This is a genomic window from Cuspidothrix issatschenkoi CHARLIE-1 (assembly GCF_002934005.1).
Classification (GTDB): domain Bacteria; phylum Cyanobacteriota; class Cyanobacteriia; order Cyanobacteriales; family Nostocaceae; genus Cuspidothrix; species Cuspidothrix issatschenkoi.
In genome coordinates this window covers 1-25050 of sequence record NZ_PGEM01000054.1, presented here as the reverse complement: position 1 = coordinate 25050, position 25050 = coordinate 1, and the positions used below count along the sequence as shown (strand labels likewise).

Sequence of the window (25050 nt, the reverse complement as noted above, 5' to 3'; positions counted from 1 at the left end):
GATTTGGAGTACCAAATTCAGCGGGGGACTTAGGGCGAATAGTTAAATAACTTGATTGAAAACTTATTTTATCCTTAAATCCTGAATATTATAACTAAAGACAGCGAATAAAACCGCTGTTTTTTTGTTGACGTTGCAAAAATTTACATTTAGAATAGATTCGTTGCATACTTTAGTAAGTATTTATTACTAAAAATGTCTCAAATCCAAAATCTTCATAAGAAATTGTTTACAAACGTAACGATTCCTTAATACAAACAAAAGCAAAACCAAAAATATATTGTCAGCAGTGATGAATGCCATAGAATTTCCTTGGTTATCAGCCATCATTTTTCTGCCCCTAGTGGCAGCCCTAGCAATTCCTCTCATCCCTGATAAAGAGGGAAAAACCCTTCGGTGGTATGGTTTGGGAGTCGCATTTTTAGACTTTGCATTAATGATTTTTGCCCTTTGGCAAGGTTACGACTTCCAAAATTCCGCCTTGCAAATGACAGAAAGCTATAGTTGGATACCCCAACTGAGCTTTAACTGGTCTCTAGGGATTGATGGTTTATCAATGCCTCTGGTACTTTTAACAGGTTTAATCAACACTCTGGCAGTATTCGCGGCTTGGAAAGTAACCAATAAGCCGCGTTTATTTTATGCGTTGATGTTGGTGATGTATAGCGCCCAATTAGGCGTATTCCTCGCCCAAGACTTGTTAATGTTCTTCCTGATGTGGGAAATTGAGTTAGTACCCGTTTACTTATTAATTTCCATCTGGGGTGGGGCAAACCGCCGCTATGCAGCTACCAAATTTATTATCTATACAGCAGCAGCATCTATTTTTATTCTTGTAGCTGGTTTTGCAATGGCGTTCTATGGTGATAACTTCACCTTCAACATGACCGAATTGGGAATGAAAGAATATCCCAAAGTCTTAGAATTAGCTTTGTATGCAGGTTTCCTCATCGCTTACGGTGTCAAACTACCCATTTTCCCTTTACATACATGGCTGCCTGATGCCCACGGTGAAGCGTCTGCTCCTGGTTCAATGATTTTGGCTGGTGTCCTGTTAAAGATGGGTGGTTATGCCCTAATTCGCTTTAACGTAGAAATGTTGAGTGATGCTCATGTTACTTTTGCTCCAGTTTTAGCGATTTTGGGTCTAGTTAATATTGTTTACGGTGCTTGTTGTGCCTTTGCTCAAACTAACCTCAAACGCCGTTTAGCTTACTCTTCAATTGCCCACATGGGTTTTGTGTTAATTGGGATTGCATCTTATACAGAAATTGGTATTAGCGGTGCTGTATTACAGATGGTTTCTCATGGTTTAATTGCGGCTAGTTTATTCTTCCTCTCTGGTGTCACTTACGAACGTACCCACACCTTGATGATGGATAAAATGGGTGGCATGGCTAAGGTAATGCCTAGAACTTTTGCTCTCTTTACTATCGGTTCAATGGCTTCTCTAGCTTTACCTGGTATGAGTGGCTTTGTCGGTGAGTTGATGGTATTTTTGGGTCTTGCTACGAGCGATGTTTATAGCTCTAGCTTTAAAATAGTCGTCATCTTCCTCTCAGCAGTTGGTGTAATTCTCACGCCTATCTATTTACTTTCCATGTTGCGTCAAATATTCTACGGCAACAAACATGAAGAGTTACATTTAGATGCTGTAGTTCTTGATATTAAGCCTCGTGAATTGTTTATCACTGCTTGTTTAATAGTTCCCATCATTGGTATTGGTTTTTATCCTAAGATGATTACACAAGCTTATGATGTGAAAACAGTGAAAATTGCGGCTCATACTCGTCAAGTTTTACCAGTTATAGCTCATCAACAACCTGCAAACTTATACTCACAAATTTTTACCACACCAACATTAGCTAATTCTGAAGTAGTTAATATAGTTGAGTAATTATAAAGCCTGAACTGAATAGTAATTTTTGGGTTGATAAAATCAACCCAAATTACTTTCAAGACTGTCACCTATTGTAGATGAAAACTAGCTACAAACGAACTAATTATTAGAGATCATTGTTCCTAGTGCAGCTATTAACTTATCTACACTTTCAGGACGACTATTAAAACCCATCAAACCTACACGCCAAACTTTACCAGCAAGTTCACCCAAACCACCACCAATCTCAATATTATGTTCCAGTAATAACTGTCGGGCAATAGATTTACCATTGACACCTTCAGGAATACAAACAGTAGTTAAAGTTGGTAAACGGTACTCCTTCTCAACGTGCATTTTTAAACCAATATCTTCCAAACCTTGCCATAGATATTCGACATTTTTTTGATGACGTTGCCAACAATTTGCTAAACCTTCCTCCGCCACTAAACGCAGAGCCTCCCGTAAACCATAATATAAGTTAATCGGTGCAGTGTGGTGATATGTGCGATAGCCCCGCTCACCGAAGGCATCGCTCCCCCAGTATTTCCCCAACAATGTCATATCTAAATACCAGTTTGCTACTTTAGATTGACGCTTTTGCAACTTCTCCATTGCCCTTGGACTCATGGTAAAGGGGGAAGCACCGGGAGAACAACCCAAACCTTTTTGACTACAGCTATAACTCAAATCAACGCCCCATTCATCCAAAAAGATGGGAACACCACCCAAACTGGTAACAGTATCTACTAACAACAATGTTCCGTGTTGACGACACAACTCACCTACACCCTCCAAAGGTTGACGTGCGCCAGTAGAAGTTTCCGCATGAACTAAAGCCAAAATTGCGGGTTTATGGGTAGCTACTGCGGTGCTAATTTCCTCTAAATTGAAAACTTGTCCCCAAGGTTTAGTAATAGTTCGCACATCTGCGCCATATCTGCCTGCCATATCTACTAAGCGATTACCGAAATAACCTGCTACACCAATTAATACTACATCACCCGGTTCTACAGAATTAGCCAGAGTTGCTTCCATGGCTGCTGTACCTGTACCACTGACAGCGATAGTATGAGGGTTTTCCGTTTGCCATACATAGCGTAACAGAGATTGAATCTCATCCATCATAGTTAAAAAAGCTGGATCTAAATGCCCTAATGGTCGGGTACTCATGGCTTTTAACACAGTTGGATGGGCGTTAGACGGACCAGGACCTAGTAGGAGACGGTTGGGGACTTCTAGGGGTTCAAGTGCTAGATGCTGATTATCGTTAATGGAAATGGTAGATGTCATAAACTTTAATTTTGGTAATTGGTAATTGGTAATTTCCGCTTCTAATATTTTCTACCGCGCCATTCTCGCGGAGTACGGAATGCGGATAAAAAGATGCGTAAGACTGCCAAAGGGTCAGCCAAGGGAGAAAGCCAGAATAACCAACCTCCTGTAGCATCTTTGCGATCATAAGAGGGAGCGATCGCTAATAATAAAGCAAAACGAATCACCACCAAAAATATGTTTAATCCCAACAACATTTGTGCAGGAAATGAAAGATCCACCACAGGCACAAATAAGTAATTAAACAAAATTAACACAGGTAAACCCTGTACCGCAGACAATAACCATAAATCCCCCCAAACTTGGGCGCGGGAAGAAGCATCTTTTAAATCTAAACTGCGTCCCCATTCTTTCCAAGTTTCTAACGCCCCTTCATACATTCTCACCTTTAGCACCTTCGCCCCATCCAAAAAGCCCACCTTAAAGCCCTCAGAGGCAATATTCCGGGCTAAAGTCACATCATCACAAAAAGAACCTTTCGCGCTGCTGTAACCATTCACAGCCTTTAACACAGACCGACGACATAAAAAACACTGGCCATTGGCCATCACCCGTTCCGGTTGTTCAGTATAAATCCCCGTAGGATCAAATCTATATAGCAACGTCATCAACAAAGCCGGTTGTAACCAGCATTCCCCCGGATACTTGAGAATAAACTGCGGTGATAAAGATACTAAATCATAACCTTGGGCGATCGCTGTTTTGACCAAACTTGCCACCAAACCAGGATGGGGTTGAATATCCGCATCCATTCCCAAAAACCATTCACTCCCCTCAGAAGTAAATAAAAAACCATTATGTAACGCCCAAGGACGACCAACCCAACCGGACGGTAAAGGGTCATCTGTCATCATCCGAAAGCGGGGGTCTGTTACTGCTGCAGTTTTCACTAACTCGGGAGTACCATCTTGAGACCGACTATCAACAACTATAATTTCTCGCACTTCGTAACTTTGGTGACTCAAACCAGTCAACAGGGGACTAATTCGTAATGCTTCATTTAATGTGGGTACAACCACACTCACAGTCCCCAAAAGTTCCGGTGTCGGTTGTTGTGGTTTCAGGGCTGGATAACGTCCTGGACCCTTGAGTAAACGGGAAAGTAAAATCGCCGTTGCAGGTACTTGGATAAGTAGCAGTAGAAAAGGAATAATATTTAACAATTTTAACCCTGACTTTTTGTATACACTAACTAGTCTAGATTTTCTCGCAATTTCTGTAAGTTAACGTAAATTATTTACTTTTAGGATTTACGCAGAAGTTGGTGAACTACCCACGGTAGGATAGTCCAGGGAGGGAATGAGAGTTTGAAAGCGTTTTTGCTTAAGTCCAGTAACCCTTTCAAGGAAAATTATCCTTGATAAGTTGCCAAAAATGCTGAATTGGGGGAATTTTGAGACGATCTTGAGTTGTTACCATGACCACTCGACGGGTAAAACTAGAATGATCATCTAAATTATGATTGTTATCTAGAGGACGGACAGCCAGGGTAGGATCATTTTTAGCTTCTAGTAATGCTGACTGGGGAAGTAAAGCAATGAGTTCTCCCTGACGCACTACCCCACGAAAAGCATCTAATGTATTGACTTCTAATGCGGCGTACAGTTTAACGTCCATCTGTTCAAATCGTTCTTGAATCAGCCTTTGCATCCCATAGCCATCTTTAAATACTACTTGAGGATAACGAATTAACTCTAACCAAGGAATTTTCTCATATTCAGCTAGAGGATGATTGACTCCAACTAAGACTTCTATGGGTTCATCATATAGGACTTCTACGGCCATTTCTTTGCCAGTGATCAAAAAGCGGTTGTGCATGACAATGGCTAAGTCTACTAAACCATCTTTGAGGACTTTAAGTGAGCGATCGCTTCCCAAAGATGTCACTCGTAATTGCACATCAGGATAATCATGACAAAACTTTTGCAAAACTGGTGGTAAGTAGGAACCACAAACAGAATGAATGGCCGCAATGCATAATTCCGGCTGTTTTCCTAGCATTAAATCCTGCAATTCTTGGGTTGCAGATTCCCATTCTTGGCAAATTTTGCGGACACGAGGTAGAAAACGTTCCCCCCCTAATGTCAATTTGGCATGGGTGGTTCTATAAAATAGTTCTACTCCTAAATCAGCTTCTAATGCTTGAATTTGTCTACTAATAGTTGATTGAGTGACACCACATTGTTTTGCTGCTTGTTGAAAGCTGCCAGTTTGAGCGATCATCAAAAAAGCTTGCAACTGTTCTAGACGCATTTTAATTTAACCTATTTAAGTATAAATAGGAACTAGAGGGAGGAGACAGGTGAAAAGAATAAGACAATTTTCTTCCCTACCCCTTTCTCCCTGAACTTCTGTATAATTTTAGTTTAATTTAATATATTGTCTAGTATTAATTGACATAATCACTTTACCCTAAATAGTTGTTAATACTGATTCATAAATCCAAAATATCAAATCTAAAATCCCATAATGGGACTTAAATATTTTTTGAGGAAAAACATGACTCAAATCCTTACGGAATAAGGGAAATACATCAACCAAAAACGCCTCCAAACCAGATATACCAACAAACTAATCAAAAATATGTCAAAATCACTTGGGGTATAAGTTTGAGCTTATTTTATTGGTGTTTTTTGCCTAAATCCCGATAGCCGATGGAGTAAAAAAGTTCTCTGGGGTAATGTTTGTCTCGGTGCTGACCTTATGGGATAAACCAAAACAAACCGCCGCACATACGGTTGTTAGCCAGAATACTCAGGTGAAAGAATTGGCGGTTGCAAATAATATTGCCCAATTACTTAACCCGATTATGCCGCCAAAACTGGAATCAACAGAAATTGATATTATTGATAATCTTCGCTCAATGCTAATTGAGTGCGATCACGGTTGGAAATTGCCACTGAAAAACCTATTAACCGCAAATGATTATTATAAGCATTACAAATACTACAACTTAACGCTCCCATTGCTAATATCTCGGCAAATGAGCGATCGCTTATTTGCCCGTTTAGAATATGTATTCCCTTAATTGATGTCAAATCAAATAATCAAACTTTACAAGATCAAGGTGTTTATTTTACTTTTAACTATTCTTTGTTTTGAGTAGGGAACTGGTAATTAAATGTGCATAACCACCAAACCCTTGTAGGGACAATTCATGAATTGTCCCTACGATAATTTTTACTCCTATGTCTATTGGTAATTGGGAAGAAAAAGAAAAATATTTTCCCCTGCCTCCCTGCCTTCTTAAAATACCCGATGTTGTAAAGATGGCATTTGGCGACGGACTTGTTCGAGTCTAGTGGGTTTAATTTCAGCGATCGCTACTCCTGGTTTTTCTCCAGCATCAGCTAAAATTACACCCCAGGGATCGATAATCATGGCGTGTCCATGGGTTTGGCGACGGTCATAATTAGTACCAGTTTGGGCGGGGGCAATTACGTAACAAGTATTTTCTATTGCCCTTGATTGTAACAATACTTGCCAATGATCTTTACCAGTAAAAGCCGTAAAAGCTGCGGGGACAAATAAAATATCTGCACCCTGTTTAGATAAATGTCGATATAACTCAGGAAAGCGGACATCATAACAAATAGACAGGCCAATTCTACCGAAATCAGGGGAATAATAGACACCAGGTAATTCTTGTCCAGCCATGACAGTACTTGATTCTTGATAGGTATTACCATCAGGGACATTGACATCAAACAGGTGAACTTTTTGATAACGGGCCAGTTCCTGACCGTTGGCATCTATGAGTAATGCTGTATTATAAACCTTACCGCTATGATCTACAGGGATAGGGAAACCCCCGCCGAGAATGGTAACTTGAAAGCGTTGTGCCATTTTGCGAAGAAATATTTCCGTAGTTTGGGCGATCGCATTTCCTTGCGCGAGTTTATCTTTCTCCTCCCCCATAAAAGAAAAATTTTCTGGTAAACCAACCAACTCTGCACCCTGACGCACAGCCAAATCAATTAATTCTTCTGCTTGCGCCAAATTTTTTTGCAAATCCGGTACACTGGTCATTTGAATAGCGGCAGCTAAATAAGACTTCATAGATTCCAGAACAAACGGTAGATTGAAACAATTATAGATATCTAAATATATCTTTATATCAATACTGTAACCAAATTACGAGGGTTCAACGGCTCTAGAATTATTGTGAGTACGGCCAATAGAGGTAAGCTTGGCAAAAATCTGGGGTAATAACCCGGATTTCTCACAGGACATCTGCATCATATTCTGAAATTAATGTCCTTCTGGCATGATCATTTCCGCGCATTCTGCCTAAATCATTGGGTTCAATGCGGTGAAAAATTTCTGGTGCAGCGACTACATAACCAAACCCAGCTAAATAATTAACTAAGCGAATTATGGCATCACCTAATTGATAAATATCGCTGTAAAAAATAATTCCTGGATATTTACCTGCTGGTTTAGGAGATGGGATATAAACCCGCATTAAACTATCCTCAACTTTGAGATCAATATTGGGTTGAATAATTTGCATTTTGCATATTTTTAGTAATGTCTTAAATTCTAATTCTCAGAATTTAACCATCATCAGTCAACTTTTATAAAAGGAATACTAACTTTCACGGTTGTTCCCTTACCGACTTCACTTTCGACAGTAATTTCACCTTTGTGCAAATCTAGACATTTTTTGACAATAGATAATCCTAAACCTGTTCCAGAAATATTGCCAATGTTAGATCCTCTATGAAAAGATTCAAATAATTTAGATTGATCTTCTTCAGGAATACCAATACCAGAATCATGAACTTCAAAGATAATTTTGTTATTATCTTTACTAATGTTCAAGTTAATAAAATTATGATGAGGAGAATACTTAATTGCATTATTAATAATATTATTCAGGATTTGCCACAATAATTTTTTATCAAACTGAAGTATTGCCATTTCTGGGTCTATATTTAAAGATAAATCTATTGTATGTTGTCTATTTATAGATTCTGTTTCTTCTTTGAGACGATGACAAAAAGCAATGATATCAGATGATTCTAGATTTAATTCTATTTTGTGAGCTTCGGCGCGATTAATCATTAATACATCATCGAGAATTTGGGTGATATGAACAATAGTATTTTGGATTGTTTTCAGGTGTTCCTGTTTTCTGTCTGGGGTCAGGCGATCGCTAAAGTTTTCTAAAATAGCTGATGATGAGGAAATAATGGCTAAAGGAGTGCGAAACTCATGGGATGCCATGGTAATAAAACGAGATTTTAACTGGTTTAATTCCTTCTCTTTTTCTAGAGCTTCTTTTAATTCTGCTGTTCTTTCGGCTACTCTTTGTTCTAAATCTTGATTTTTTTGTGTTAGTTCTCGCAGTTCTTGGTTTTGATTTTCTAAAGATTGAATTAAATTTTTTAAATGGATATGGGTACGGACACGAGCTAATAATTCCTCTTTTTTAAATGGCTTAGTAATATAATCAACTGCCCCTAAACTCAAACCTTTAACCTTATCTACAGTATCAGTTAAAGCCGTCATAAAAATTATCGGAATTGATGCGGTGAGGTAATTAGATTTAAGTTGCTCACAAATCTCAAATCCGCTAATATCAGGCAACATAATATCTAATAAGATTAAATCAGGAAGCATGACTGTAACTTGTTTGATGACATCTAACCCGTTCATCTCCTTTTTCACCTTGTACCCTGAAGAACTCAAGGTTAAATCAAGAAGTTTTAAATTAACAGGATTATCATCAACTATTAAAATGGTGGGGTAGTTAGGTAGAGTTTCCACAGTATTGTCCTTATAAATTTTAGATTTTTACAAAATTAATATGATGAATTTTAGCTGGACAATTATTGATATTTTATCCTCCCTAGTGTTATACCCTATAATACAATATGAATAGTAAAAATACAGGACAAAGATACAATGCTAATTTAAACTATAATTAAGTAACTCCTATCACAAAACTAAAAACATCAGTTATAATCTAGTACAGCACGGCGTAAATAAAACAACCATTCTCAATCACTAAAAAGCTTACGCCATATTATTTTTGACTTTTGACTTTTGACTGTTGACTTCCGCCTTGCGGTACTAGCCATAATCAGCAATGCAGTTTCTTGAGTTAAAATCATATCAGGTATAGAAGGAGTTGATAGTAATGGTTAGATTACTTTTTGTTGGACTTATCGTGGTTTATATCGGTGGTATGTGGAAATTTTGGAATGGATTTAGGAGAACTAATTTTAATCAAACTTTACCCAACCGGATAATTTTGACTTTACTATGGCCTGCATTGTTTTTAGTCAATCCATCCTATCGGCGAAATTTTCAAAAAGCCCTAAAAGGATCATAGGTGAGCTAGCCCCATCAAGCAAATGTCTGATGCTGATTATACAGTAGGAGTCAGAAGTCATACAAATTCTATATGAGGCTGCACAAATAAATCTTATAGAGACATTTCGGGGAAATGTCTCTATAATCATTGACACTCACCGGTCTAGAAAGCTTGAATCCATTCTTTCACAAAATATTCTGTCCAAATGCCGTTTTGCCAATAGGGGTCAGATTCCACCAATTGACGAACGGTGTTTTCGTCTTCAGCTTCATAAATCGCAAAAACTTGAGTTACATCTTTAGTTGGACCTATGGTAATTAAAATGCCCGATTCCTTTTGTTTTGCTAATCCTGCTAAATGGGCTTGACGATGGGGTTCACGTTTTTTTAAAACTTCTTCGCAATAGCTACCCCACATAATGTATTTTGTCATAATTTCTGATTTGATTATTGATACTTATTACAAAATATAGCAACATGACGTTTTTTCAGATAGAGATTGATGATCAAGTTTTTAATTTCACCAATATCCCTGCATAGTTAATAATACTTAATAATAATCTTATAATCTATACAGATAATTACTTAGTCAAAATTAATTACACATTTGGAAAAACAATAGAAATCTCTGTATCTCTTGTCTGTCACCGTGGCCTAGCACCTGTCACCTTTCCTGAATATTTTATTTTGCACTACTTATTTATAATTATGTGAGGTAGATCCTAACCTGCTAATTGCTGGCGGGGAGGTGGCTAGGTATGTGATTATTACATCAATCTCGATGAGAAAGAAATTATATTTTCCATCTGTCTTAAGGTAGATTTTCATTAAAATAAATTAAGATTTTGTATAAGAAGTTACAGTTTAATAGTTAAATATAGAACTAATATCTCAATTTGAAAAGATAAGGCATCAAAAATATGGGTAAGCAATTTAACCGACGTAAGTTTCTGCTTTACAGTGCAGCGGGTATTGGTAGTAGCATTTTTTTAAAAGCTTGTGCTAATAACTCTCCAAATACTGGGAATAGTCCAGCATCATCCACCGATACATCTCCCGTAGCTGGTACTGCTGGTCAAACCATCAAGATAGGTATTTTACATTCTCTCAGTGGCACAATGGCTATCAGCGAGAAAAGTGTGGTAGATGCAGAAAAACTAGCAATTAAGGAAATTAACGCTGCTGGGGGTGTTTTAGGTAAACAAATTGAAGCAGTTGTTGAAGACGGTGCTTCTAACTGGGATACCTTTAGAGAAAAAGCTACCAAATTGATTGACCAGGATCAAGTAGCTGTGGTTTTCGGGTGTTGGACTTCTGCTAGTCGTAAAAATGTGAAGCCAGTTTTCGAGAGCAAAGACCATATGCTCTGGTATCCTGTGCAGTATGAAGGTCAAGAATGTTCTAAAAACATTTTTTACACTGGTGCAGCCCCAAATCAACAAATTGAACCTTCTGTTGATTGGTTGTTGAAGAATAAAGGTAAAGAATTCTTTTTAGTAGGTTCTGACTATGTTTTCCCCCGCACTGCTAATAACATTATTAAGGCTCAATTAGAGGCTTTAGGTGGGAAAACTGTGGGAGAAGATTACTTACCTTTGGGTAATACGGAAGTCACAGCTATTATCACCAAAATTAAGCAAGTTTTACCCAATGGAGGTGTAATTTATAATACTCTTAATGGTGATAGTAATGTTGCTTTCTTCAAACAGTTGAAAGGAGCGGGATTAACACCAGATAAGTATCCTTCCATGTCTGTCAGTATTGCGGAAGAGGAAGTTAAAGCCATTGGTGTGGAGTATCTAAAAGGACATTATGCTGCTTGGAACTATTTTCAAACAGTAGATACACCTGCAAACAAGAAATTTGTGGCGGCTTTTAAGAAAGAGTACGGCGAAGACAGGGTAACAAATGACCCAATGGAAGCGGCATATATCGCCGTGTATTTATGGAAACAAGCGGTAGAAAAAGCAACTACAACTGACTTGGAGAAAGTCCGGGCTGCTGCCTATGGTCAAACTATAGATGCACCTGAAGGAAAAGTGACTGTTAATGCTAATCATCACATATCAAAAATTGTGCGGATTGGTCAGGTCAGACAAGATGGCCTATTTGACATTGTTTATGCTACCCCTACACCAGTTGAACCAGTTCCTTGGAATCAATTTGTGAAAGAGACTAAGGGATTTGCCTGTGATTGGTCAGATCCTGCAAAAGGTGGTAAATACAAAAAAGGTTAACTTATTGGTCAGTTGTCAGGGGTTAATTATACAACAAATTGCATCTCAATCAGGTAGGTGAAAATAACTGAAAAATAACTAATAGCTGACAACTGACTATTAAGAATAAATTGATAATTGCAGGGATAAAATGTTAACAGGTTTCTTGGAAGCTGTATTTAATGGTGTTAGTATTGGCGCTGTTTTATTAATTGCTGCGTTAGGATTAGCTATCATATTTGGCCTAATGGGTGTCATTAATATGGCACATGGTGAGCTAATGATGTTTGGTGCTTATACAACTTTTGTCGTGCAAAATGTTTGTAAGCAATTGGGTGGGGTTTGGTTTGAAGTTTATATATTTCTGGCTTTGATTACCGCTTTTGTTTTCACTGCTGGTGTGGGATTAGTTCTGGAAAAAAGTGTAATTCGTTATCTCTATGGACGACCTTTAGAAACTCTGTTAGCAACTTGGGGCGTAAGTTTAATTTTTCAGCAGTTTGTTCGTAGTGTCAATTTATTATTAGTTATCGGGATGGTTTTGTTTTCTGTTTTGTTTTTTGGGGGTTTATGGATTTTAAATTCTCGGCATAATTTACAAAAAATTCGTAACTGGGTTGTAGGAGTTTTACTATTTTTATCGCTAGGATTGACAATCACAATTTGTAATTTATTAAGTAAAATCTATCAGCAATCAGTAACATTGCCTTGGTTCGGCGCTCAAAATGTGGATGTTACAGCACCTAGTTGGTTACAGTCTGGTGTATCTTTAGCCGGTCTACAATTACCTTATGCCCGGTTATTTATTATTGTTTTGACGATTATTTGTGTGGGAGGAATTTATCTATTCTTGCAACGTTCTCATTGGGGATTAAGAATTAGGGCTGTTACGCAAAATCGCAGTATGAGTGCTTGTTTGGGTATTCCCACTCAAAAAGTTGATGCAATTACTTTTGCCCTGGGTTCAGGTTTAGCTGGTGTGGCTGGATGTGCAATTAGTTTACTCGGTTCTGTCGGACCAAATACTGGACAAAATTACATTATTGACACTTTTATGGTGGTGGTTGTCGGTGGTGTGGGTAATTTAGCTGGTACGATTTTGGCAGCTTTGGGAATTGGGACAATTAATTATTTGATTGGTTCGGGAACTTTGGCTTTGTTGTTGGTTTCGGTTAAACCTTTGGCTGATTTATTTAGTTTTTTTGCAACTACAAGTATGGCTAAGGTGATGGTTTTTGCGTTAATTATTGTGTTTTTACAGTGGAAGCCAGGAGGGATTTTTCCCCAAAAGGGTCGTCATGTTGATGTTTAAGTCATGGTTAAGAATTCAGGTGAGGTAATAAAGATCCCCGACTTCTGTGATCAATTTATCATTTATGGACACAATTAATCAAAGAATTCGGGGATCTGAGTATGAACGAGCGCTATAGCTGTAGATAAACGTGGATTTTAGAAAATGGATAAAGCAGGAATGATAAAAATTAAAAAGGGGCGAAGTTTAATATTGGTTGAAGTTGGGGTCGTTTGTGCGATCGCTTTAATTTTGATTTTGATCATGCCGGTTTTACTTTCAGATTTTCGTCTGAATTTATTGGGACGATTTTTGTCTCTGGCTATTGTGGCTTTGGGAATTGATTTAATTTGGGGTTATGCTGGTTTATTGAGTTTAGGACATGGCATTTTCTTCGGTTTGGGTGGATATGCGATCGCTATGTACCTAAAATTGCAAGTCCCCACGGGGGAGTTACCAGATTTTATGTCCCTTTACGGTGTTAGGGAACTTCCTGGATTTTGGCAGCCTTTTCATTCTTTTCCCCTGTCTGTGACTGCTATAGTCATGATTCCGGGTTTGTTAGCAGGATTACTCGGATATTTAGTATTTCGTAATCGCATTAAGGGGGTTTATTTTTCGATTTTGACTCAAGCTGCAATTATTGTATTTTTCAATTTTTTCAATGGACAACAACAATTCTTTAATGGCACAAATGGATTGATAGATTTTACCACTTTTCCGCCTTTATCTTGGGGAGTTAATGGCAGTGGTGCTATAGTTAGTGATAGCAAAACTCAATTTGTTTTTTACGCCTTGACGGTGGTATTTTTGGCGGCCACCTATGGGCTTTGTCGCTGGTTAACTAGTGGACGTTTTGGCAGATTATTAATAGCTATTCGTGATGATGAAAGTCGGGTGAGATTTTCTGGTTACGACCCTACAGATTTTAAAGTATTAGTATTTGCAGTTTCGGGGGCAGTTGCCGGTATAGCTGGGGCATTTTACACCCTTCAAAGTGGTTCTGTATCCCCTAGATCCATGGATATTGGCTTTTCTATTGAAATGGTGATTTGGGTGGCTGTGGGGGGAAGAGGGACATTAATCGGAGCAGTCATTGGCACTTTATTAGTTAATTATGCCCGGACTTTTTTAAGTGAACAATTTGCGGAAATATGGCTATTTTTTCAGGGTATACTATTATTAATTATCGTCATTCTACTTCCTGATGGCATAATGGGATGGTTAAATAAACAAAATATCCCTTTTGGGAAACGTCAGAAATTAAAACTTTCTCATACCTATCCTAGTTTAGAAGAAGATATGGAGGTTAAACATGAACGCCAAAATCTTGGAAACTGAAAATGTCACCGTTAGTTTTGACGGTTTTAAAGCATTAAATCGCCTAAATTTTAGTATGAATGTTGGTGAATTGCGCGTAGTAATTGGGGCGAATGGGGCAGGAAAAACTACTTTTCTAGATGTGATTACAGGTAAGGTTCAACCAACTATAGGAAAAGTATTATTTAAGGGTAAAAATTTACGTTCTTTAGCCGAACATCAAATTGCACGGATGGGAATTGGGCGCAAATTTCAAACTCCACGGATATACCTTAATTTAACACCTTTCGAGAATTTAGAAATCACTAGTAATCGTCAGAAAAATGTCTTTTCTACCTTGTTTCGTTCTATCAATTCTGCGGAAAAAAATAGTCTTAAAGGCTTATTAGAAACAATTGGCTTAACTGCAAAAGCAAATATTCCAGCAGCTTTATTATCCCACGGAGAAAAGCAACGTTTGGAGATTGGAATGTTAGTAGCCCAATCTCCTGATTTATTACTTGTTGATGAACCAGTGGCTGGTTTAACAGATGAAGAAACCCATAACATAGGTAATTTATTATCAACATTAGCGGAAAGTCATTCAATTTTAGTCATTGAACATGATATGGAATTTGTGCGACAAATTGCTAAGACAGTTACAGTATTACATGAGGGTTCAGTATTGTGTGAAGGTGATTTTGAGCAAGTCAGAAATGACCCCCGCGTGATTGAAGTATATTTGGGAAAACAAGAAGAGAATCATACCTCCCTTAATCCCCTCTTGTAAACGCATTACTGACTTCAAAAATAGTTACGGTTTCATGATAAAATAACCCTAGGTTTAGGTTATTTAAGTGGTATGATAGTATTTAGTAATTAGTGCTTTGAGAACTACTTTTAGTTTCTAGTTTCCAAATTAGAGTTGCTAAGAATTATTCTTAATGGCTCCAATTATTCGTAAAAAATCAGGTGTGAAGAAAAATGCAAAAGCTCTTAACATATTTACTTGCTAGTTCGACTGTTACCAGTGCCATACTATGCACAAGTTCTGGAGTCCTGGCTGAAGAAATACCAGCAAATAATCAACTCCAAACCGACACTAATTCTCAACAATTAAATATAAATAATCAACAGGATGTAATATCTCAAGTTACCTCCGTGTCTCAGTTATCTGACGTCCAACCTAATGATTGGGCATTTCAAGCATTACAATCATTGGTAGAACGCTATGGATGTGCCGCAGGTTATCCTAATGGCACCTATCGGGGTAATCGGGCGTTGTCAAGATACGAATTTGCAGCCGGATTAAATGCCTGTTTAGATCGAGTCAATGAATTAATTGCTACTGCTACGGCTGATTTAGCGACAAAAGAAGATTTAGCAACAATCCAAAAGTTGCAAAATGAGTTTTCCGCAGAACTAGCAACCTTAAAAGGCCGCGTAGACATTCTAGAAGCCAAAACCTCTGATTTAGAAGCTAATCAATTTTCAACTACCACAAAACTGCAAGGACAGGTCGTTGGGGTTGTGAGTGGCGTTGTCTCCGGCAATACAGTCAGTAATAATAACATTACTGGCAAGAATACCACATTAGGTACTAGAACTAGACTGGAGCTTGTCACCAGTTTTACTGGAAAAGACACACTATTTACCAGGTTAGAAAGCAACAATATTAACAATTTTGGTCTTAATACTACAGAAGGTAGATTGTCCTTTGCCAGTGGCGCACCTAGTAATAATGTTTCCATAGGCGCGCTTTCCTATGGATTTCCCCTCAGTAAAGACACTTATGCAACCATCATAGCCAATGATGGTATAATTCTCGACCTTGACACCCCCTTGAGTCTGTTTGATGGGAATGGTGGGTCTGGTGCTGTGTCCGCATTTGCCACCAGAAACCCCATCTACGCCCAATTGGGTGGCGCAGGACTAGGTGTAAAACAAAATTTCGGTAAAAATTTAACTCTTAGTTTAGGTTACTTAGCTAGTGGACACAATACCCCTACTCCCGGAAATGGGTTATTTAATGGTCCCTACGGCGGTTTAGCACAATTAACAGTCAAACCAAGCGATAGCACTTCCCTGCGTTTAACTTACATCAATTCCTATAACCGATCACTGGCTACAGGTAGTAATAACGCCACATTTACTGGTCTTGCCGCTGGTACAAACTTTTCCAGTAATTCCTACGGTGTGGAAGCATCTTTAGGTATTACGAAGCAGCTTGTTTTAGGTGGTTGGGTTGGATATACCAATAGTCAAGTTTTGACTGGTACCAGAGGAAAAGCGAACATATGGAACTATGCTGTTACTTTAGGTTTACCAGATTTGGGTAAAAAAGGTAACTTAGCTGGCATTGTATTTGGTATGGAACCAAAGGTCACGAATTCTAGTATTACTGGAGTTACAAACGATCTAAGTACCTCCTATCACATTGAAGGATTTTATCAATACAAGGTCAGCGATAATATCACCATTACCCCCGCTGTAATTTGGCTAACAGCCCCAAATCACGATAATCTCAGTGACAATGTAGTAATTGGTGCTTTAAGAACTACTTTCAGCTTCTAATCATAGCGTAAGTATTCAGCTATAGCGCTCGTTCATATCCAGATCCCCGACTTCTTTCATTAATTGTGTCTATAAATGATAAATTGACCACAGAAGTCGGGGATCTTTTTACCTCACCTGAATTTTTACAAGTCTAAAGACCTGCGGTTCCTAAATCTCCGTTCCTAAGGGGGATTTTGAGAAGTTTAGCCCCCCTTTTGAAGCTACGGTGTACACACAGGTTTATTTACAAGGGGAGGGTGAGGGCGGCGTAAAATTGAGAAAAATTAAAAGAGTTAAGAAAAATTAAAAGAGTTAATTAGGTTAATTTTATAATGCTAAAAATTTCTAATCTTAACGTTCATTATGGTGAAAGTCATATTCTCAGAAATGTGGATTTGACCGTATTACCAGGACAAATGGTATGTTTAATTGGACGCAATGGGGTGGGAAAAACAACCATGCTAAAAACAATTATTGGCTTACTCAAACCCAGCAGTGGAATTATTAATTTTGCAGGGGAGATAATTAACGCTAAACCGACTTATGAAAGGGCGAAAATGGGTATTGGTTATGTAAGTCAGGGAAGGGAAATTATACCGCGATTAACAGTTAAAGAAAATCTGCTTTTGGGATTAGAAGCTAGACAAAAACCAGTCAAAAAACCAGAAATTCCTCCAGAAATTTTTAGTTTATTTCCGGTGTTAAAAACTATGCTTTCTCGTATGGGTGGAGATCTAAGTGGTGGACAACAGCAACAATTAGCGATCGCTCGTGCTTTAATGGGAAAACCACAACTACTCGTATTAGACGAACCAACGGAAGGTATCCAACCCTCAATCATTTTGGAAATTGAAGCCGCAGTCCGTCAGATTATTGAAACTACAGGGATTTCTGTTTTATTGGTAGAACAACACTTGCATTTTGTCCGTCAAGCAGATTACTATTATGCTATGCAAAAAGGGGGGATTGTTGCTTCCGGTCTAACTCAGGAACTTAGTCAAGATGTGATTCAAAAGTTTTTGACAGTTTAAAAATAAAGCCAGGTAAGTACCTGGGCAAAATTAATTTAACATTTTTGGAACAAACAAAAATCTTGTTCCCTCTCCTAACTATAAAATTTATTTTGCACGACTACTTAATAAATTCCCAGTCCCATGGCAAAAGTCGGTTTTAACCGACTATTTTAGGTTAACTTCTCAAATTCACACCAAATTTTTCAACTAAGGCTGTCCGTACTTGATTGTGAACTGGTTCAATTTCGCTTTCCGTGAGAGTGCGATCGCTTGAGCGGTAAACTAAACGAAAAGCTAAACTGCGTTGTCCTGGGGGGACGTGTTCACCACGATATTCATCAAACAATTCCACAGAACTTAACAAACTTTTACCAGCTTTATTAATGACCTTTTCTATTTCCGAAACTGTCACCTTTACCGGGGCAAAAAATGCCAAATCCCGATCACTTGCTGGATATGTAGAATAGGGACTGAACTTAGGAATTAATAGTTCATCATTATCCAAAGCATCCAACAGATTATCTAAATCTAATTGAAAGACATAAACGGCTTCTGGTAAATCCTTTTCTCGACGCAATTGGGGATGAATTTGGCCAAATGTCCCTAATCTATTACCTCTAACCCATAATGAAGCTGTGCGTCCAGGATGTAAGCGAGAATCTTGATTTTCTGGCTGAAATTCTACTGCAATTTGCAATTGGTTAAAGACATTTTCTAAAATACCCTTAGCTTCAAACCATGTGAGTGGTTTTTCTTTACCACCCTGTGACCATTTACCAGTAGTGATATCACCACCCATGATCCCCGCTAGGATTTCTGCTTCTTGTAAACCTTCCTCTTCACGCCAGAAAATCCGCCCGATTTCAAAACCATTTAACGCCCCATTTCCCTGTTCTAAATTGTATTGAAAAGCATCAATCAAGCCAGAAATTAAATCAGTTCTTAAAGCTGAATATTCTGTAAACAAAGGATTGCTTAAAACAATTTGTTTATCTTCTCCAGGTTTAACTAAAGAATATTGCATTAATTCCGTCAAACCTTCAGCCCGTAAATAACTACGGATGCGGCGAATTAATTCCTGTTCCAAAGATAAATAACCAGCTTCGGATTTTTCTGGTAAAGTATCACAGAATTTATCATAACCATATAAACGGGCAATTTCTTCAATTAAATCTATTTCCCGTTCTAAATCTCGATAACGATAGGGAGGGACTGTTACTGTCCATAGTCCTTCCTCAACTGTAACTAATTGACATCCTAAAGCAGTGAGAATTTTTTCTACATCTTTAGCTGTTAATTCTCCTGTTTCCTGTCCTAATTCAATTGGACCGAGAACTTCATTAATTCTTTCTAAACGCAGGTTAATAGAATGGGACCAGGTGGCTGCATCAGGACGATAATCAGAAATTTCTTGTTGAACAATCACACCTGCTGCTAATTCTTGAATTAAAGATAAAGCCCGATTACAAGCTATTTCTAATTCTGCCCGATTTACTCCCCTTTCGTATCTTCCAGAAGCTTCACTTCGTAACCCCGCACTACGAGAAGAACGACGAATAGCCACAGAATCAAATAATGCAGCTTCTAAAACTAAACTTTGTGTACCTTCATGAACTTCTGTTTCTTCACCACCCATTACACCAGCTAAAGCTACCCCTTGATTATTAGCAGTAATTAATAAATTCTGGGGCGATAAATTGCGGGTATTTCCATCTAAGGTTTTTAAAGTTTCGACCGTTTCTGCAAAACGCACACCAATGGTTAAATTTTCTCCTCCACCTAGAGATTGTAAACGCTCTTTGTCAAAAGCGTGGAGGGGTTGTCCTCTTTCTAACAAAACGTAGTTGGTGATATCAACTACATTATTAATTGGTCTAACTCCCGCAGCGCGTAAACGTTGCTGCAACCATTCAGGAGAAGGGGCAATTTTGACTTGTTCCACAACCGTACCAATGTAAGCCGGACAAGCTTGGGTTTCGGAAATTTTCAAAGTGAGATTTTTTGCAGTTTTGGTATTTTCCACTGCCGCAATTTGGGGAATTGATAATTTTCCACCGGTTAAAGCTGCAACTTCCCGCGCAATACCCACCATAGATAAAGCATCAGCACGGTTAGCTGTAGCGGTGACATCTAAGATTACATCTTCTAAACCCAATAGGGGACGGACATCACTACCCACAACCATATTTTCTTCAGGAAAGATGTGAATACCGTCAATATCAGTGGGTAAACCCAATTCTTTCAAAGAACATATCATCCCGTTGGAAGGAACACCCCGCAGTTTTGCAGGTTTGATTTTTAAATCAATGTTAGGTAAATAAGTTCCTGTAGTAGCCACGGGAACATAAATATCTGCGCGGACATTAGCAGCACCACAAACGATATTTACAGTCTCAGCAGCACCAATATCTACTGTACAAACGCTTAATTTATCTGCATTGGGGTGTGGTTGACGTTCCAGTACTTTTCCCACAACTACACCGGAAGCCCACGTGCGGCGATCTTCTATATCTTCTACTTCAAACCCTGCCATTGTCAAGGTTTCCGCCAGTTCCTCTGGAGTCAGTTTGATTTCTACGAGTTCTTTTAACCAGTTGAGAGAAATACGCATGGAGTCTGCTTTGTTTGGATTTGTCTTTTGCTCTAATTTTATATATTAGGTGAAAATTATGAGATTTTTTGCTTTCACATCCATAGCTGTTGCGCCGGAACGTCTGTAGGATTATGATTAATTTGGTTTTAAATCTGTTAATCTGCCATAACGTGCTGTCATCCTAGCATTAGCATGAGATTGATTATATAACCAAGCCCACATTTGATCACCAAAGGAAAAATGCCACCATTCTCTAGGATTGCGTTGAAATCCGGCTGTTAACATGACATCATTTAATAGTTGCCGGTGACAATGATACTCTTGATGACTATTAATATAATATTCGGGATAGGAGCGATCGGACATTTCATCAATTGGTGAACCCATATCCACAATTTCCCCAGCATCATTAACTAAGGTAATATCTACCGCCGCACCGGTACTATGGGGAGGAGGAGTTTGCATATCCAAACTTGGTACAGCCCAAATTTCATAAACTAATTGCCATATTTGTTCCCGTTGTTGGGGTGATAATTCTGTTTCTGTTAAATCTCGCTCTCGCAAAGCTTCCCCAAAACTGTAATCTACCATAAATTGTTGCACAGCTACAGGACGATAAGCATCGAATATTTGAATATACCAACCAGGATGTTGTAATTGTAAATTATTTTGGGCTTGAATTAAATTTTCAATGACACTTTGGCGCAGATAATAAGGTGAATGTACCCCATAATCAGCGCCTAACTTTTGATAAGGATGAGGAGATTCCACTGCAAATAATTCTAGGGGAATTTCCACTAAAGGTTCATCACATTCAATAATAGGGATTTGGTGATATGGTCGCATTTTAGGTAATAGGTTTTAACTTTTTGTCAACGTTGATGAGATTCGATAAATTTATCGAGGATTTTAAGATCATATTTAACATCTACAATTGGGGTTTTAGCTATATGGCGTTTAATGGGTATCCTACAAACTGTTTCCTTGGTTGGTGTAACTTTGCATAGTTGTCCGCAAGGGTTTCACTCTTGCCTTGTACTATAGTAGCAAAATAAAGGATCTTCAGTCTGAGAAATCAAAATTTTCAAGTGCAAAAAACTCCTTGAACTCCTGACTCCTTGATTTCCTTAGCCTCAACAAAAGGACTTTTTCAGCAAACCCTAATTTACATATTTGATAAGATTAATAGATCATGAATTAATACTCACTTGCAAGCCAGGGATATGGATAATATTGACAAACCGTTTTCTAAATGAGAACATATAGATATAAGGTCAAAACTTGTATTTTCCTATGAAAAATAAAATATGCACCTAATCAGCATTCGTAACTTACGTGCTGATGCAAAAAAATATCCCGATGCAGTCGAAACCGTCAACTCTTGGTATCGTCTTGTAAAATGTGCGTCATGGCAAAATTTTAATGAAGTTAGACAATTTTACCCCATAGCAGATGCAGTTGGCAATTTTATTGTATTTAACATCAAAGGTAATTCTTACCGTTTAATTGTTAGTATTGATTATGCCATCCAAACAGTTTACTACAAATATTTTTTAACCCATGCTGATTATGATAAAGAAAAATGGAAAAATGACCCTTTCTTTTAACAGGAGTTAACCATGACCATTTCCTTAGATAAAATCACCTACAGTCAGCTATTAGTAGAATATCAACCCAAAATTATCACCACAGAGGCAGAATATGATCAAGCATTAGAAACTGTAGAAAAATTAATGGCTGACAAACAGCGTACACCAGAACAAACTGCGATTTTGCAATTATTAGTTACTCTCATTGAAGAATTTGAAAATAACCAATATTCTATTGAAGCATCATCACCCTATGCAATGCTAGAACATTTAATGGATGCTAGGGGAATTAAACAATCTGATTTAGTAGGAATTATTGGTTCTAAAGGTGTAGTTTCTGAGGTTATGAACAGAAAAAGAGCTATTAGTAAAGCTCAAGCAAAAGCATTAGGAGAATTTTTTAATGTTCCTCCAGCATTGTTTATTTAATAGTTAATTTAGTCTATAACCATTCCCATTCAAGTGAGATACAAGCAGTAATAGTAGCTTACAGAGTGCAAAAACTATGAAAAATAGAAAAAAAAAGGCTTGTCACCAACTTATCAGTATCACCTTATTTAGCACCTTCCTTACCCCCTATTCTGTCACCGCTACCCCCCCACGTACCCCAGATAAAACGGTCAACTGTGAGATTTTGGTTGTGGGTGGGGGACTATCTGGAGTAGCGACAGCGTATGAAGGTTTACTTGCAGGACGGACAGTTTGTTTAACAGAAATTACCGACTGGTTAGGGGGACAAATTTCCTCTCAAGGGACATCTGCACTAGATGAAAGACCAACCCAAAGAGCGAAACAATTTTATTCTCGCGGATATTTGGAATTAAGAAACCGCATTGAACGCAAATATGGCAAACTTAACCCCGGTGACTGTTGGGTAAGTGATTCTTGTTTTCTGCCTCGTGATGCTCACATCATCATGACACAAATGCTTAAAGATGCCGAAAAAAAAGGTAAAGGCAAATTACAATGGTTTCCGAATACGGTAATTAAAGATTTACAAATTAGTTCAGATGGTAAAATTATTAATAATGCCATAGCTATTCAACATCAACCAGTAAAAGGTACACCACCTCTAAATACTGATACTTTATCCCAAGTAATAGCAGATGCGTATAGTTATCAAAATTCATCTCGATTGAATAAAAGTATTATTAATTTTTTGCCCAAACAATCTCAAAATAAACCTGTAAAATGGTACATTATAGACACAAGTGAAACAGGGGAAATTATCGCTTTAGCTGATGTTCCCTATCGTCTAGGGATTGATGCTCTTTCCTATCTTGAACCTTCATCTTCTAGCACGACAAATGACCCCTATTGTACTCAAGGTTTTACTTATACCTTTGCGATGGAGGCTACAAAAGAACCGCAACAACAAACAATGCCACCATTTTATTTACAATATTCACCCTATTTTAGTTATGAATTAAAACGATTAGCAAATTTTGATTTAGTATTTACCTATCGGCGGATTTGGAGTCCCCAAAAAGGAGAATTAACTACATTCAATGGTGTTAAATTTACCGCACCCACACCAGGGGATATATCTATGCAAAACTGGACTTGGGGCAATGATTACCGTCCCGGAACAGCCCAAGATAATTTAGTTTATACTCGTCAACAATTAGAAAATTCTGGACAGTTAAAACCAGGAGGTTGGCAAGGTGGACTGCGTACAGAAACTTTACGTAAAGCGGAAGAAAAAGCCTTTTCCTATTTTTATTGGTTGTATGGGGGAACTACAGATTCTCAATTAGGAGAAGGTGTTAAACAACCGCAAACAAATATCCGTTTTTTAACCGGGTTAGATTCACCCATGGGGACAGTTCATGGTTTATCTAAATACCCCTATATCCGGGAAGGAAGAAGGATTATTGGCCGTCCTAGTTGGGGACAACCAACAGGTTTTACTATTTGGGAAGTTGATATTTCTCGCCGTAATTATAATGATGAATATTACCGGCAAACTCTGCCAGCAAATATGTATCGCAGCTTAAAAGCAACATTAGCTGGTTTGGAAGCAACATCTGTAATTAGGGGTCAAGTTCCTCCAGAAAAAGCTATTCGCAGAAGCCGTTCTACTATTTATCCTGATGCAGTGGGGATTGGTCATTATGCCATAGATTTTCATCCTTGTATGGCTAACAGCCCCGTGGAAGCACCTGGTAATACGGAACGTGCAGGAGAAAGACGGGGCGCTGGCCAATCCTATCCTTTCCAAATTGCGCTACGGGCAATGATTCCCCAAAAAATTGATAATTTATTAGTAGGGGGTAAAAGTATTGCTACAAGTCATATAGCTGCTGCTGCTTATCGGGTTCATTCCTTTGAATGGTCTGCTGGTGCTGCTGCGGGTACTGTAGCAGCTTTTGCACTTAAACAGGAAATTGCACCCTATCAATTAGTGGATAATTTACCTAAGCAAGAACCGCAATTACAGAATTTAAAACGGTTATTGGAAGAAAATGGTAATCCTACGGCTTTCCCTGATACTTCTATTTTTAATCAAAATTGGGATGATTGGCGGTAGGGTGTGGTTCGACAAGCTCACCAACCACGTCAGATATCAACAATCTCTTTATTTGCAGGATTTATGCAGTCTGACGCACCCTACTACTGAAATGTGCTTTTGTATTTTAATTTGGTGAACAAGGTCTAATAAGTAGTCGTGCAAAATAAATTTTATATTTTGGAGAGGGAACAGGGAACAGGGAACAGGGAACAGATAAGGAATACAGAGATTTTTCTTTTTTCCAAAAATGTTAAATTAATTTTGCTCAGGTACTTAATTGGTTCTTCAGTACCTAGGGCTTGCGAAAAAGTTGAAGTTGTTTTTTCGTGATTTGAATTAAGTATTATTAAGGATTAGTAAGTTAGCCTAGTATATATATAAAGAGAAGGAAAAATTACTTTTATGTCTCCAATTTGTCATTGTCTTATCGGAAGAAAGGGTTCTGG

Annotated in this window: 20 protein-coding genes and 2 pseudogenes; 12 read left to right on the top strand and 10 right to left on the bottom strand. The window is 38.1% G+C overall.

The window, feature by feature from the left end:
* The first annotated feature begins 292 nt into the window (after nt 1-292).
* Nucleotides 293-1897: an NAD(P)H-quinone oxidoreductase subunit 4 gene (locus tag CUN59_RS08510; protein ID WP_104387440.1), complete on the top strand. Its 1605-nt coding sequence runs from the start codon at nt 293-295 to the stop codon at nt 1895-1897.
* A 102-nt stretch (nt 1898-1999) separates the two neighbouring features.
* Here the strand turns inward: CUN59_RS08510 and CUN59_RS08505 are convergent, their stop codons facing one another.
* The 3 genes from CUN59_RS08505 to CUN59_RS08495 form a co-directional block, all read right to left on the bottom strand.
* Nucleotides 2000-3172 carry an alanine--glyoxylate aminotransferase family protein gene (locus CUN59_RS08505; RefSeq protein WP_104387439.1) on the bottom strand — a complete coding sequence of 391 codons (1173 nt, stop codon included), beginning with the start codon at nt 3170-3172 and terminating at the stop codon, nt 2000-2002.
* A gap of 41 nt (nt 3173-3213) precedes the next feature.
* Nucleotides 3214-4377 (bottom strand): 2'-O-glycosyltransferase CruG, encoded by a 1164-nt coding sequence (gene cruG, locus CUN59_RS08500; RefSeq protein ID WP_104387438.1) that lies wholly within the window; start codon nt 4375-4377, stop codon nt 3214-3216.
* 178 nt (nt 4378-4555) lie between these two features.
* On the bottom strand, nt 4556-5467 hold the full coding sequence (locus tag CUN59_RS08495) for a LysR family transcriptional regulator (RefSeq protein ID WP_104387437.1): 912 nt from the start codon (nt 5465-5467) through the stop codon (nt 4556-4558).
* A gap of 439 nt (nt 5468-5906) precedes the next feature.
* On the opposite strand from CUN59_RS08495, the gene CUN59_RS21385 reads away from it, so the two are divergent.
* Nucleotides 5907-6242 carry a hypothetical protein gene (locus CUN59_RS21385; RefSeq protein ID WP_207765388.1) on the top strand — a complete coding sequence of 112 codons (336 nt, stop codon included), beginning with the start codon at nt 5907-5909 and terminating at the stop codon, nt 6240-6242.
* Nucleotides 6243-6460: 218 nt separating this feature from the next.
* Here CUN59_RS21385 and CUN59_RS08490 read toward each other — a convergent pair whose 3' ends face one another.
* From CUN59_RS08490 to CUN59_RS22625, 4 genes and pseudogenes are all read right to left on the bottom strand, one after another.
* The gene (locus CUN59_RS08490; protein WP_104387436.1) at nt 6461-7273 is read right to left on the bottom strand and encodes a carbon-nitrogen hydrolase family protein; all 813 of its coding nucleotides are present in this window, start codon (nt 7271-7273) and stop codon (nt 6461-6463) included.
* A 172-nt stretch (nt 7274-7445) separates the two neighbouring features.
* Nucleotides 7446-7727 (bottom strand): annotated as a pseudogene (locus CUN59_RS08485) (dienelactone hydrolase family protein); the annotation flags it as partial.
* A gap of 53 nt (nt 7728-7780) precedes the next feature.
* The gene (locus CUN59_RS22630) at nt 7781-8449 is read right to left on the bottom strand and encodes a sensor histidine kinase (protein ID WP_438501810.1); all 669 of its coding nucleotides are present in this window, start codon (nt 8447-8449) and stop codon (nt 7781-7783) included.
* A gap of 162 nt (nt 8450-8611) precedes the next feature.
* Nucleotides 8612-8986 (bottom strand): annotated as a pseudogene (locus tag CUN59_RS22625) (response regulator); the annotation flags it as partial.
* Between the two features lie 373 nt (nt 8987-9359).
* On the opposite strand from CUN59_RS22625, the gene CUN59_RS21960 reads away from it, so the two are divergent.
* Nucleotides 9360-9554: a hypothetical protein gene (locus CUN59_RS21960; RefSeq protein ID WP_104387434.1), complete on the top strand. Its 195-nt coding sequence runs from the start codon at nt 9360-9362 to the stop codon at nt 9552-9554.
* A 144-nt stretch (nt 9555-9698) separates the two neighbouring features.
* On the opposite strand, the gene CUN59_RS08470 is transcribed toward CUN59_RS21960, so the two are convergent.
* A complete protein-coding gene (locus tag CUN59_RS08470; RefSeq protein WP_104387433.1) occupies nt 9699-9968 on the bottom strand; it encodes a YciI family protein in 270 nt (89 codons plus the stop codon).
* 487 nt (nt 9969-10455) lie between these two features.
* Here CUN59_RS08470 and urtA point away from each other — a divergent pair, with 487 nt between their 5' ends.
* From urtA to urtE, 6 genes are all read left to right on the top strand, one after another.
* Complete coding sequence (urtA, locus tag CUN59_RS08465; protein ID WP_104387432.1) at nt 10456-11772, top strand: urea ABC transporter substrate-binding protein; 1317 nt, start codon at nt 10456-10458, stop codon at nt 11770-11772.
* A gap of 130 nt (nt 11773-11902) precedes the next feature.
* A complete protein-coding gene (locus tag CUN59_RS08460; RefSeq protein WP_104387431.1) occupies nt 11903-13063 on the top strand; it encodes an ABC transporter permease subunit in 1161 nt (386 codons plus the stop codon).
* Between the two features lie 144 nt (nt 13064-13207).
* A complete protein-coding gene (gene urtC / locus CUN59_RS08455; RefSeq protein ID WP_243406899.1) occupies nt 13208-14383 on the top strand; it encodes an urea ABC transporter permease subunit UrtC in 1176 nt (391 codons plus the stop codon).
* Nucleotides 14358-15131 carry an urea ABC transporter ATP-binding protein UrtD gene (gene urtD, locus CUN59_RS08450; RefSeq protein WP_104387430.1) on the top strand — a complete coding sequence of 258 codons (774 nt, stop codon included), beginning with the start codon at nt 14358-14360 and terminating at the stop codon, nt 15129-15131. The genes urtC and urtD overlap by 26 nt, the downstream gene beginning before the upstream one ends.
* A gap of 194 nt (nt 15132-15325) precedes the next feature.
* On the top strand, nt 15326-16915 hold the full coding sequence (locus CUN59_RS08445) for an iron uptake porin (protein ID WP_104387429.1): 1590 nt from the start codon (nt 15326-15328) through the stop codon (nt 16913-16915).
* A gap of 314 nt (nt 16916-17229) precedes the next feature.
* Complete coding sequence (gene urtE, locus CUN59_RS08440; protein ID WP_104387428.1) at nt 17230-17928, top strand: urea ABC transporter ATP-binding subunit UrtE; 699 nt, start codon at nt 17230-17232, stop codon at nt 17926-17928.
* 157 nt (nt 17929-18085) lie between these two features.
* On the opposite strand, the gene pheT is transcribed toward urtE, so the two are convergent.
* Both pheT and CUN59_RS08430 read right to left on the bottom strand, forming a co-directional pair.
* Nucleotides 18086-20521, bottom strand: a complete 2436-nt coding sequence (pheT, locus tag CUN59_RS08435; RefSeq protein ID WP_104387427.1) for a phenylalanine--tRNA ligase subunit beta — start codon at nt 20519-20521, stop codon at nt 18086-18088.
* A gap of 117 nt (nt 20522-20638) precedes the next feature.
* Complete coding sequence (locus CUN59_RS08430; RefSeq protein WP_104387426.1) at nt 20639-21349, bottom strand: M15 family metallopeptidase; 711 nt, start codon at nt 21347-21349, stop codon at nt 20639-20641.
* A gap of 461 nt (nt 21350-21810) precedes the next feature.
* Here CUN59_RS08430 and CUN59_RS08425 point away from each other — a divergent pair, with 461 nt between their 5' ends.
* From CUN59_RS08425 to CUN59_RS08415, 3 genes are all read left to right on the top strand, one after another.
* The gene (locus CUN59_RS08425; protein ID WP_104387425.1) at nt 21811-22110 is read left to right on the top strand and encodes a type II toxin-antitoxin system HigB family toxin; all 300 of its coding nucleotides are present in this window, start codon (nt 21811-21813) and stop codon (nt 22108-22110) included.
* A 12-nt stretch (nt 22111-22122) separates the two neighbouring features.
* Nucleotides 22123-22521, top strand: coding sequence for a helix-turn-helix domain-containing protein (locus tag CUN59_RS08420; protein WP_104387424.1), 399 nt, complete (start codon nt 22123-22125; stop codon nt 22519-22521).
* A gap of 76 nt (nt 22522-22597) precedes the next feature.
* Nucleotides 22598-24622 (top strand): FAD-dependent oxidoreductase, encoded by a 2025-nt coding sequence (locus CUN59_RS08415; RefSeq protein ID WP_104387423.1) that lies wholly within the window; start codon nt 22598-22600, stop codon nt 24620-24622.
* Nucleotides 24623-25050: the final 428 nt, after the last annotated feature.

What these genes read in the sequence shown, in the direction of transcription:
- CUN59_RS08510 (WP_104387440.1), top strand. Translation starts at nt 293, where the DNA reads ATGAATGCCATAGAATTTCCTTGGTTATCAGCCATCATTTTTCTGCCC.
- urtE (WP_104387428.1), top strand. Translation starts at nt 17,230, where the DNA reads ATGCTAAAAATTTCTAATCTTAACGTTCATTATGGTGAAAGTCATATT.
- CUN59_RS08505 (WP_104387439.1), bottom strand. Translation starts at nt 3,172, where the DNA reads ATGACATCTACCATTTCCATTAACGATAATCAGCATCTAGCACTTGAA.
- urtA (WP_104387432.1), top strand. Translation starts at nt 10,456, where the DNA reads ATGGGTAAGCAATTTAACCGACGTAAGTTTCTGCTTTACAGTGCAGCG.
- CUN59_RS08420 (WP_104387424.1), top strand. Translation starts at nt 22,123, where the DNA reads ATGACCATTTCCTTAGATAAAATCACCTACAGTCAGCTATTAGTAGAA.
- CUN59_RS08445 (WP_104387429.1), top strand. Translation starts at nt 15,326, where the DNA reads ATGCAAAAGCTCTTAACATATTTACTTGCTAGTTCGACTGTTACCAGT.
- urtC (WP_243406899.1), top strand. Translation starts at nt 13,208, where the DNA reads ATGGATAAAGCAGGAATGATAAAAATTAAAAAGGGGCGAAGTTTAATA.
- CUN59_RS21960 (WP_104387434.1), top strand. Translation starts at nt 9,360, where the DNA reads ATGGTTAGATTACTTTTTGTTGGACTTATCGTGGTTTATATCGGTGGT.
- pheT (WP_104387427.1), bottom strand. Translation starts at nt 20,521, where the DNA reads ATGCGTATTTCTCTCAACTGGTTAAAAGAACTCGTAGAAATCAAACTG.
- CUN59_RS08470 (WP_104387433.1), bottom strand. Translation starts at nt 9,968, where the DNA reads ATGACAAAATACATTATGTGGGGTAGCTATTGCGAAGAAGTTTTAAAA.
- urtD (WP_104387430.1), top strand. Translation starts at nt 14,358, where the DNA reads ATGAACGCCAAAATCTTGGAAACTGAAAATGTCACCGTTAGTTTTGAC.
- CUN59_RS08460 (WP_104387431.1), top strand. Translation starts at nt 11,903, where the DNA reads ATGTTAACAGGTTTCTTGGAAGCTGTATTTAATGGTGTTAGTATTGGC.
- CUN59_RS08490 (WP_104387436.1), bottom strand. Translation starts at nt 7,273, where the DNA reads ATGAAGTCTTATTTAGCTGCCGCTATTCAAATGACCAGTGTACCGGAT.
- CUN59_RS08415 (WP_104387423.1), top strand. Translation starts at nt 22,598, where the DNA reads ATGAAAAATAGAAAAAAAAAGGCTTGTCACCAACTTATCAGTATCACC.
- CUN59_RS08495 (WP_104387437.1), bottom strand. Translation starts at nt 5,467, where the DNA reads ATGCGTCTAGAACAGTTGCAAGCTTTTTTGATGATCGCTCAAACTGGC.
- CUN59_RS08430 (WP_104387426.1), bottom strand. Translation starts at nt 21,349, where the DNA reads ATGCGACCATATCACCAAATCCCTATTATTGAATGTGATGAACCTTTA.
- CUN59_RS08425 (WP_104387425.1), top strand. Translation starts at nt 21,811, where the DNA reads ATGCACCTAATCAGCATTCGTAACTTACGTGCTGATGCAAAAAAATAT.